This window comes from Allostigmatella hybrida (assembly GCF_020103775.1).
Classification (GTDB): domain Bacteria; phylum Myxococcota; class Myxococcia; order Myxococcales; family Myxococcaceae; genus Hyalangium; species Hyalangium aurantiaca.
The window spans coordinates 1,316,716-1,326,602 of sequence record NZ_JAHXBH010000001.1; the positions used below are offsets into that span (position 1 = coordinate 1,316,716).

Annotated in this window: 10 protein-coding genes; 8 read left to right on the forward strand and 2 right to left on the reverse strand. The window is 69.5% G+C overall.

The features are described from left to right. Positions 1-8 precede the first annotated feature (8 nt). Positions 9-830 (reverse strand): hypothetical protein, encoded by an 822-nt coding sequence (locus KY661_RS05315; protein WP_225409146.1) that lies wholly within the window; start codon positions 828-830, stop codon positions 9-11. Positions 831-888: 58 nt separating this feature from the next. Beyond that, complete coding sequence (locus KY661_RS05320; RefSeq protein ID WP_225409147.1) at positions 889-2,625, reverse strand: serine/threonine-protein kinase; 1,737 nt, start codon at positions 2,623-2,625, stop codon at positions 889-891. 115 nt (positions 2,626-2,740) lie between these two features. Between KY661_RS05320 and KY661_RS05325 the strand changes: the two genes are divergently transcribed. From KY661_RS05325 to def, 8 genes are all read left to right on the forward strand, one after another. Then, the gene (locus KY661_RS05325; RefSeq protein ID WP_225409148.1) at positions 2,741-3,352 is read left to right on the forward strand and encodes a hypothetical protein; all 612 of its coding nucleotides are present in this window, start codon (positions 2,741-2,743) and stop codon (positions 3,350-3,352) included. A 35-nt stretch (positions 3,353-3,387) separates the two neighbouring features. Continuing rightward, positions 3,388-4,155, forward strand: a complete 768-nt coding sequence (locus tag KY661_RS05330; RefSeq protein WP_225409149.1) for an aspartate/glutamate leucyltransferase — start codon at positions 3,388-3,390, stop codon at positions 4,153-4,155. A 97-nt stretch (positions 4,156-4,252) separates the two neighbouring features. Continuing rightward, positions 4,253-4,858, forward strand: a complete 606-nt coding sequence (locus KY661_RS05335; RefSeq protein WP_075005645.1) for an SCO family protein — start codon at positions 4,253-4,255, stop codon at positions 4,856-4,858. A 2-nt stretch (positions 4,859-4,860) separates the two neighbouring features. Further along, the gene (locus tag KY661_RS05340; protein ID WP_225409150.1) at positions 4,861-5,328 is read left to right on the forward strand and encodes a copper chaperone PCu(A)C; all 468 of its coding nucleotides are present in this window, start codon (positions 4,861-4,863) and stop codon (positions 5,326-5,328) included. Positions 5,329-5,332: 4 nt separating this feature from the next. Then, positions 5,333-6,229, forward strand: coding sequence for a c-type cytochrome (locus tag KY661_RS05345; RefSeq protein ID WP_225409151.1), 897 nt, complete (start codon positions 5,333-5,335; stop codon positions 6,227-6,229). Next, positions 6,226-8,007, forward strand: coding sequence for a multicopper oxidase domain-containing protein (locus KY661_RS05350; protein ID WP_225409152.1), 1,782 nt, complete (start codon positions 6,226-6,228; stop codon positions 8,005-8,007). Before KY661_RS05345 ends, KY661_RS05350 begins: the two co-directional genes overlap by 4 nt. Positions 8,008-8,094: 87 nt before the next feature. Continuing rightward, a complete protein-coding gene (locus KY661_RS05355) occupies positions 8,095-8,862 on the forward strand; it encodes a ZIP family metal transporter (protein WP_225409153.1) in 768 nt (255 codons plus the stop codon). Between the two features lie 52 nt (positions 8,863-8,914). Further along, positions 8,915-9,421 carry a peptide deformylase gene (gene def / locus KY661_RS05360; RefSeq protein WP_225409154.1) on the forward strand — a complete coding sequence of 169 codons (507 nt, stop codon included), beginning with the start codon at positions 8,915-8,917 and terminating at the stop codon, positions 9,419-9,421. Positions 9,422-9,887: the final 466 nt, after the last annotated feature.

The following is a 9,887-nucleotide window of genomic DNA, read 5'->3' on the forward strand; positions in this document are numbered from 1 at the left end:
GGGTCCGGTTAGAGGTTGTTCTCGAAGTAGTCCTTGGCGAACTCTTCCTGGTTGGAGGCCTCGGTGGCGGTCGTCCACTTCACGGCGCCGTCCTGGACCTCCAGCTTCATCTCCGGGCCGAACTGGCAGCTCACCTGCTTCACCTTCGCGCCGATGACCTTCTGGCTCACCGGCGAGCCGTCGCACAGCGACTGGAGCGCGCTGAGCGGGCTCGAGCAGAAGGAGGCGACGCTGTACTTCTTCAGCAGCTCGTCCGTGATGCCGTTCCAGTCGATGGACGCCTTCACCGAGGTGCCGCACTTCTGGTTGAGGCCCGTCAGCGCCTCGTTGAACTCCTTGTCCTGCGCGGCCACGTTGGCCGGGCGGTCGAAGGCGGACAGCTTCGCCAGCGTCCCGTCCTTCTGCTGCTTGCGGTACAGGGCGTAGATGTCCTTGCCCTTCAGCTCCTGGCTGGCCTGCTCGTTGTAGGCGACGTCGATGCCGTTGTTGCGCTTGGGGACGTAGAGCTCGTTGCTCTTCCTGCCGCGGTGCTCGCCGGTCACCAGCGTGCTCCAGTTACGGCCCTCGTACTGGGTCGAGTAGGTCTCGTTCAGGTTGTTGTTCCACGTCTTCATCTCGTGGGGCAGGGCCTTGCCATCGAACTCGCTCTTCGTGCCCTGCACATAGAGGAGGTACTGCACCCCCTCGGTGGAGCCCTTGAGGGGGACGACCGCCACGGACTCGCCGTTGGCGCCCTTGTACACCTTGCCAGGTTCCACCGTCGCACTGCCCCGGGTGGTCGCACAGCCCAGGGTGCTTGCCACGATGACCGTTGCCAGCATCTTCTTCATGTTGGAGCCCCCTCCATCCGGGGCGGGCCGGGCCACGCATGGGGTGGCCCGGGAGTGGTTAGAACGTGATGTCGTAGGGCTTGCAGTACGTGCGCACCTTGCCCTGGTAGGCGGAGGGGACGTTTCTCCATTGCGCCTTGGCATTGGAGAGATCCCTCTGGCGGCAGTAGGCCCGGGTCAGCAACGCGTACGCGGCGCCCGTGGGTTGGGTCCGCAGGCTCTTCCGGGCCAGCCGGATGGCCTCCACGGTGTCTCCCGAGGCCAGCGCCTTCTCGGCGGCGGAGAGATCCGCCTTGACGGCTTGCGGCAGGACCTCGGCCTTGCCGGTGCGCCCCGGCGAACGCGGGGGCGGCGGGTCGCCGTCGGCGGACGCCATCTCCGTGCCTGCGTCAGGCGTCGAGGGCGGCGGGTCCGGCTGGGGCTCCGGGGTAGGGGGCGGGGCTTCCACCACGGCGGCGGGCGGCGGCGCAGCCCCGTTGGGAGGCAGGGTGGGCTTGGGCTCGGTGGCCACCACCGGCGGGTTGGCCGGGGGCGTGGAAGGCGCCGAGGAGGGCAGGAGCCGGGTGGCCGCGAGGAGGCCCCCGCCCAGGAGCACCACGCCCCCGAGCACGGCGGGGAGGACCCAGCCCGGGCGCTTCGCGGCCGGGGCGGGAGGCGGGGGGGAGCCCAGCGCGCTGCCCCGCCCGGGGACCGTGGCGTTGGCGGGAGGTGGCGCCGCCACCAGGGACGGGGGCGGGAAGGCGCCCTGGGTGTGGTAGCTCTGGGCGGGTGAGGCAGGGGCCTGCGAGGCCGCCCCGGCGTTGTCCCGGACGAAGGTGGCCCCCGTGTCCCGCTCGGGGTCGGGAATGGACGCGTCCACCTGGGAGAGCGCGCCCCGGGGCTGCGCCAGGGACACCTCGGCCCCTTGCCGGGGGAAGACCTGGAGGGGCGTGCCGGTCAGCTCGGCGATGAAGGTGGCGACGTCCGGCTGGCGGTCCTGGGGGCTCTTGGCCAGCGCCCGCTCCACGGCGGCGGCGGCCTGCGGGGGCAATTGCGGACAGAGCGGGGCGAGCGGCTCGGGCGGCTCGTTGACGACCCGGTAGATGATTTCGGCGATGGAGGAGCCCGCGAAGGGCACCTGGCCGCTCAACATCTCATAAAGGATGGCGGCGAAGGCGAAGAGGTCGGTCCGGCCGTCCACGTCCTTGTTGCGGCCCATGGCCTGCTCGGGCGCCATGTAGCGGGGCGTGCCCATGAGCACGTCGTTCTGGGTCTGCAGCGTCTGCGAGGCGAGAATCTTCGAGATGCCGAAGTCGAGCAGCTTCACCCGCTCGCCCACCATGCCCTCGGACTCCAGGGGGACGAGGAAGACGTTGGCGGGCTTGAGGTCCCGGTGCACCACGCCCGCGCGGTGGGCGGCCTGCAGCGCCGAGCCCATCTGCCGGGCGATGGCGAACACCTCGGGGACGGGCATGGGCCCTTTTTTGATCCGCTTCGACAGGCTGTCGCCGCGCAGCAGCTCCATCACCAGATAGGGGGTGCCGTTCTCCAGGGTGTGGAAGTCGAACACCTCGATGATGTTGGGGTGGCCGAGCTGCGAGGCGATCTCCGCCTCCCGGCGGAAGCGCGTGAGCTGCTCGTGGGTGAGTTCTTCGTCGTAGGTGAGCACCTTGACGGCGACCTGCTTGCCAGGGAGCCGGAGGTGCCGGGCCGCGAAGACCGCGCCCATGCCTCCCCTGCCGAGCAGGGAGGTGAGCTCGTACGTGTCCCGGATGATGGTGCCAATGCGGATTTCTGCGGAGGGCGAAGAAGTCATGAGGCAGGGGGGCGGAGGGCCGGGGGCGCACTAAAGCCGCTTCGGGTGGAATTGGCCAGTGAGCGGCCGCTGGGGCTAGACTCCCCCTGCACGTGGGCACGAGGAAGGTCTCTAGATGAAGGCGTCCGTTCCATGGCTGCTCGGGGTGTGCCTGCTGGCCGGTGCCGCCCAGGCGGGGAAGCCGCGCAAGCCCAACGCCCGGGAGCAGGCCGAGGTGAAGCAGACGCTCGCAGGGGCCGGAGAGCCCGTGCTCAAGAAGACCGTCCAGGTGGTGCTCAAGGGCACGGGCAGCGTGCTCTTCGTGCCGGTGCTGGACTTCACCGCCCAGCCGCCGCTGCGCCTGCACCTGCTCCAGGACGGGAAGGTGCTCCACACGCTCGCCGCGTCCGAGGCGGACAAGGCCTGGCCCATCCTCCAGTTCCAGGACGTGGCCTTCAAGGACGTGAACGGGGACGGTTTCGAGGACGTGCTGACGCTGGCGCGTTATATGCCCGGGGTGGGGCCCAAGGCGGGCAAGCCCTTCAACCAGGTTGCCGTGTACCTCAGCCGGGGGGGCAAATCCTTCGAGCCCCTGGCGAACGAGGTGAGCAGCGGCCTCAACCAGCCGCCGCCCGCCAAGCTCGCCGAGGTGCTCAAGCGGCTGAAGAAGATCAGCAAGACGCGGCTGAGCCTGCCGAAGACGGCTCCCGCCGCGGCGACCCATGTCAGCGCCAGCCCGAGCCCCTGAGCCCGGCGGCACGGCGTCCTCCCATAGGCATTCCCATGGCGAATGTGCATCACCACAGCACGGAGCCTCCCGGGCCGTGTACCTACCTGCCTGAGCAATTCTCCTCGCTCGAGCAGAAGCTGATGACGGACGTGACGCCGGAGGAGCTCGGCGAGATGCTGGCGCGGGGCTGGCGGCGGTTTGGCCCCGTCTACTTCCGGCCGGCGTGCCTGGCGTGCTCCGAGTGCGTCACCCTGCGCATTCCCACGGCGGACTTCCATCCCAACCGCAGCCAGCGCCGGGCCCGTGCGGCCTGTGCGGGCTTCCGGGTGGAGCTGGCCCCCCCCCGCGTCGACGCGGAGCGGCTGGCGCTCTACCACGCGTGGCACGGCTGGCGGGAGCGCGCGCGGGAGTGGGAGTCCTCGGAGCTGAGTGAGCGGGAGTACTTCCTCCAGTTCGCCTTTCCGCACCCGTGCGCGCGGGAGCTGGCCTGGTACGACGACGCGGCCGAAGGCGGCCCCCGGCTGATCGCCATTGGCCTGTGCGACGAGACGCCGGGGGCGTGGAGCGCGGCGTACTTCTTCTTCCACCCGGACTACGCCCACTGCTCGCTGGGAACGGCCAACGTGGTGAAGCAGGTGGAGCTCGCCCGGGCGCGAGGCCTCGCCCACGTGTACCTGGGCTACCGCGTCCAGGGGTGCGCCTCGTTGCGCTACAAGGGCCACTTCCGTCCCCACGAGCTGCTCAAGGGCAGCCCCGGCCCGGACGAGACGCCGCAGTGGATCCCCGGGCAGGAGCCGGCGGCCCCCTCCCCGGAGGAGTGAGGGAAAGAGGACAGGGGGCTCGCGCTCCAGGACGCCTCGTCTGCTCGCCTGCCCAGCCCTACCTCAATCGGGCTCCTGTTCAACAAGGGGGATCCGGATGGGTGCTGCACGGCTGCTGCCAATCATGCTGGGGATGCTGCTGGCGGGGTGCTTGCGGGACAAGGACTTCGCGGTCGAGCCCGCGCAGCCCGCGCCCCCGCTGGAAGTCACCCGGGCTTCGGGAACCGCGTTCCAGCTGAGCGCGCTGCGCGGGAAGGTGGTGATTGTCTCGTTCGGGTACACGGCGTGCCCGGATGTCTGCCCCACCACGCTGTCGCGGCTGAACAACCTCCAGCGGCGGCTGGGCCTGCTGGGGCAGGACCTGGAGGTGGTGTTCGTCACGGTGGATCCGGAGCGGGACACCGAGCGCAGGCTCGATGACTACGTGAACATCTTCAACCGGCGCTTCACGGCCTTGCGCCTGGAGGGCGAGGCCCTGACGGCCCTGCTCTCGGCGTACCGGGTGACGGCGACGCGGCGGTATCCGGACGCGGAGCGCTACGGCAACCACGCCCTCACCGGAGAGGTGCCGTACACGGTGGACCACACGGGGGGCTACTTCGTCATCGGCCGGGACGGGATGTTGCGCCTGCGCATTCCGTACGACGCGCCGCTGGAGCGCATGCAGGAGAGCGTCGAGGGACTTCTCCAGGAGAGCCTCTAGCCATGCGGGGGGACAGCGTCCGGAGTCTGGCGTCTCTGCTCCTGGTGGTGCTGCCCGGGGGCTGCGGATTCAGGGAGGGGACGGAACCTTCCCACGCGAAGGCGGCCTCGGTGCGGGTGGAGCGCGCGCGGGCCCGGGTGACGCCCGCCCAGGTGGGGGCCGTGTACCTCTCCTTGGTCAACGAGACGGGGCGCGCGGACCGGCTGCTGTCCGCCGAATCCACGAACGCCGCGCGGGTGGAGTTCCACGAGGTGGTGGCCCGGGAGGACGTGCTGAGCATGGTGGCGCACCCGGAGGGCTTCCCGATACCGGCGGAGGGCCGGGTCGAGCTCGTGCCGGGGGGCAAACACCTCATGCTGTACAACGTCCAGGCCTCGGGCTCCGGCATCGACCTGCTGCTTCGCTTCGAGAAGACGGGGCCGGTGCGGCTGAACGTCCCCCTCCTCGCGGCGGATGAGGATGGGCGGTAGGCCCGTGGGGGAGCGCATGCGGCGCTGGGGCCGTCACGGGGACGTGGCGGTGTGCGCGGTGGCCTTGCTGCTCAGCCTGGGGAGTGGGCTCTGGGTGATTCGCGCGTGGGCGGCCCAGCCCCGGAGGGAAGCGGAGCAAGGCGGGCTGCGGCTCCGGCTGGAGCAGGCCACCTGGCTCCACGAGCCCATGGACCATGGCGATGCGGTCCGGCTGCCCGTGGTGCAGGGAGCGCCAGGGCTTGGACAGCGGCAGCTCGCCGTGGTGCTGACGCTCTGGAATGGAGCGAAGGCCCCGGTGGCCTTCTCGCCTTGGGAGTTCGTCCTGGTGTCGGAGAAGGGCCAGGTGTGGTTTCCGATCGAAGCGGGGGAGACACACCCTTCCCTCCGGCCGGGACAGCGCCTGTCGCTCTCCTGGGGGTTCAACGTGCCGGTGTCCGCGAGGAACCTGCGGCTGGAGTGGGGCCCTGCGGGCAAGGCACGGGCGCGGTTGCTGTCCACCCAACCGCCGCCCAGCCTCACCGAGGAGCCCGAAGGCCCGCCGCGGTGGCCCCAGCGGGCCAAGGATTTGCCCCGGGGCTCTCCTGAGGCGGGCGCCGCGCTCTTTCATGAGCGGTTCGCGTGCGTCACGTGCCATGGGAGCCCGGAGCTTCCCGCGGAGGTGCGTGCGGCCCCCCCGCTGCATGGCTTCGCCCAGTCCGGGGCCGCGCGAATCAAGGGGATGGGCGCGGCCCAGTACGCCTACGAGTCCCTCCTCTTTCCAGGCGCCTTCATCGCCCCCGGGTGTGGGGGGAACGCGCCCTGCCAGGAGCCGAGCCTCATGCCCGTCTACGGGGATGCGCTGTCCTCGCAGGAGATGGCGGACCTCATCAGCTACCTCGTGGCATTGGGGAGCAAGCCATGAGCCCGGGAGGGAGAACGCGCTGGGGGCTCGCCACAGGGCTGACGGTGGGACTGCTGGCCTGGGAGCTTCTATGGGTGAGGCTCCTGACGGAAGGCGCACCGGTGACGGCGCTCACGGCCGGGCTGGCCTGGGACGCCACCCTCTTCCTGGTGCTGGGGCTCGTGGCCTCGGGGGCGGCCCGGCCCGGCCCGGCGCGAGCCGTCCCAAGCCAGGCGGCCCGGGTGGCCCTGCTCTTCGGCGTCCTGCTGCTGCCCGTGGCGGGAGCGCGAGCCCTCCTGCAAGAGCGGTGGGCGGCTGACGGGAAACCGGAAGCCACACCCGGAGCGAGCTTCTCGGCGCTCCAGGAGGAGACGCCCGGCGACGCGCGCTTCCTCTGCTCCATCGCGAGTTCCGATGCAGGCCGGCCCCCGGTCTCCGAAGGCCCAGCGGCCGTGATGCTGACGGGCATGCGCGATGCGCTGCCGCTGCTGGCGGTGGTCTTCCCGCTGGCGCTGGGCGTTCTCGGGTTCCAGGCGTGGGGCCGCGCCATGGGAGCGCTGGGGCGGAGGTCGCGGTGGGCCGTGCCGGGGTTGCTGCTGGTGCTGCTGGCCGCCTGGGGCGGACGCATGGGCGGCCTGAAGACGGTGTCCAGGGTGCCCGTGTCCGAGGAGGCGAGGCTCGCGGCGGGGTGTGCCCCGGGGGCACCGGTGCGGACGTACGAGCTGGCGGCCATCGCCGTGGACATCCCGCTCAACGCGCACGGCGACCACATTCCACAGGGACGGATGTACGTCCTGGAGCAGGAGATTCCCGCCGTGCGGGCCCAGGAGCGGCGCCCTGCGCGCGAGCGGGTGTCACCGGGACTGGGAGAGGACGCCATCCAGCCCCTCGTGCTCCGGGCGAACCTGGGGGAGTGCCTGGTCCTCTCCTTCACCAACCGGCTCGCTCAAGAACCCGCGGCCCTGCACATCGATGGGTTGGGCTTCACCGTCTTGGAGGAAGCCTCCGCGGAAGGCGTCGTCCCGCGAATGGCCATTCCGGCCGGACAAGGCCTGACGTATGTCGTGCCCCTGCCGGGGAATGCGGAGGCGGAAGGGGCCTACCTCCTCCATGATGCGGAGGACGCGCGCCGGGAAGCGTATGGGCTCTTTGGCGCCCTGGTCCTGGAGCCCCAGGGCGCCGTGTTCCGGAATCCAGGGACGGGAGCGCCCTCTTCCGGAACGGGGTGGCAGGCCATCATCGATGTGCCGGGAGGGGGGCAGGACTTCCGAGAGGCCGTCCTGCTGTCCCACGCCCTGGGACCGCCGGAAGAGGCGGAGGTGAGGCTGGCGGGGGGCGGCCTGCTCCCCACACTGAACGAGATGGCGGGGACCTTCCGGCCGGGCGCCTTCGGCTTCAACTACCGCAGCGAACCCTTCTTCGAGCGGGAACGAGACCCATCGAAAGACCCGGAGGCGCCAGGCCCGCGCGGCTCGAAGGGTTTGGCGACCCCGATGCCCCGCTCCTACCGGGGAGAACCGGTGAAGCTGCGCATGCTCCAGGCAGGGAGCGCGGAGTTCCATGCCTATGCCCTCCAAGGCGCTCGCGGGAGGAAGAAGACGGAAGAGCCCGCCGAGGTCGTGCAGCTCCTCCGCCCGGGACGAGGGCTCACCGTGAGCCAAGGGCCGGAGCAGGCGGGAGATTTCGTTTTCCACTGCCGCATGCCCAACCACTCCATCGGAGGGATGCAGGGCCTCTGGAGGGTCCTGGAGGGCCCCGAAGCGGACTGGGTGACCCTGGAGGAAAGGTCCGGGAGGTAACGAAACCCCTGCCCGGTCCAGGCATCTGGTTTCCCGGAAGGTAGGTTCGGGAAGCGCATGTCCAGCGGGGAAATTCTTGGGCCCACCATGGCCCTGGCGCTCCTGGGAAGCGCCGTCACCATCCTCTCGACGAGCCTGGGAGCGGTTCCGGCGCTGGCGGCCCGAGGCATCTCGCGCCGCGCGAAGGACGTGCTGATGGGCTTCAGCGGGGGGATCATGTTGGCGGCGACGGCCTTCTCGCTGGTGATACCGGCCATCGAGCTGAGCGAGCAGCGGTACACGTCGCGCTTCGTTCCCGCGTTGCTGGTAGGCAGCAGCATGTTGGTAGGAGGGCTCTTCCTGCACCTCTGCAACCGGTTCATTCCCCACGAGCACTTCGAGAAGGGACCCGAAGGGGGCAAGGGCGGGGCGCAGCTCCGGCGCATCTGGCTGTTCGTGCTGGCGATTGCGCTGCACAACTTCCCCGAGGGGCTCGCGGTGGGGACGGGGGTGGGCAGCCATTCGATGGAGATCGCTCTGCCCATCCTGGTGGGGATTGGGCTGCAGGACATCCCGGAGGGGTTCGTGGTGGCGCTGGCGCTGATGGGGGTGGCGTACACGAGGGCGCAGGCGCTTCGGGTCGCGGTCTACACGGGGCTGGTGGAAGGGGCCGCGGCACTCATCGGCTTTTTCGCCACCTCGCTCTCGGTGGGCGTGCTGCCGTGGGCGCTGGCGTTCGCGGGGGGCTCGATGCTCTATGTTGTGAGCGACGAGATGATTCCCGAGAGCCACCGTCAGGAGTACGCGAGGGAGGCAACGGGCGGACTGATGGTCGGCTTCGTGCTGATGATGTTCCTCGACGTCTCCCTGAGCTGAGGAGCGAGGTTCTGCTCAGTCCACGCACGAGGTCATGGCAAAGTGAGGGGCTATGGCACGAGACATCGTTATCTGGCCCCACAAGGTACTCACTTCGGCGACGCAGCCCGTGAAGGACTTCGGCCCCGCCCTGGAAAAGCTCTTGGAGGAGATGGCCGAGTCCATGGCGGAAGCGAAGGGCATCGGCATCGCGGCCAACCAGGTGGGGGAATCGCTGCGGGTCGCGCTGGTGGGACGGGAGGACGGGACCTTCTTCGAGATCGTCAATCCGGAGCTGCTCGAGCGGACGGGGAAGGTGACGTTGGAAGAGGGATGCCTCTCGGTGCCGGACGAGTGGGAGAAGGTGCCGCGCTTCGAAAAGGTGAAGGTGCGCTACCAGGACAAGACGGGGCAGTGGCACGAGACGGAAGCAGAAGGCCGCCTGGCCCACGTCTTCCAGCACGAGATCGACCACCTGGATGGCCACGTCTTCGTGGACCACCTTTCGAGCTTGAAGCGGACCCTCATTCAGGAGCGGATGAAGAAGCTGCAGAAGTCGCTCAAGCGGAAGAAGGATTGACCGGAGGCCGTGGAATCCGGGGAAGGACCTGGCTGCTTGGTCCTCAAGGGGCCAGAGGAGGACAGGCAGTGCGGTGGGGTTCACTTCCTGAGGGGCCATGGCCACCCTGGCGCCACTGATCAGAAGTCGATCAGGAAAGATTTGACGGGAAGGTGACAGGGCGGTAGTAATCAGCCCTCCTCGCTTGACGGCGGCGGCACATCGGTGTCGCGAGACCCCAGGTGAGGCGGAATCAAAGGTCAACGAAGTCGGTTGACACAGAACGCGGCAACGAGATAGAAGCCGCGCCCCCTGGAACGAATCGGACCGAAGGCAGCACGGCGGGCCGAGGAGCAAGCAGGGGACTGACAGCAAAAATAAGTTGGCCGGTGAGTTGACGGGGCGGTTGAAAACGAAGTAGAAGGCGCGCCCCGCCGGACGAAAGAAGCGAAGCGGAAGAAGCGCTGAGCGGAAGTCGGACGGAAGA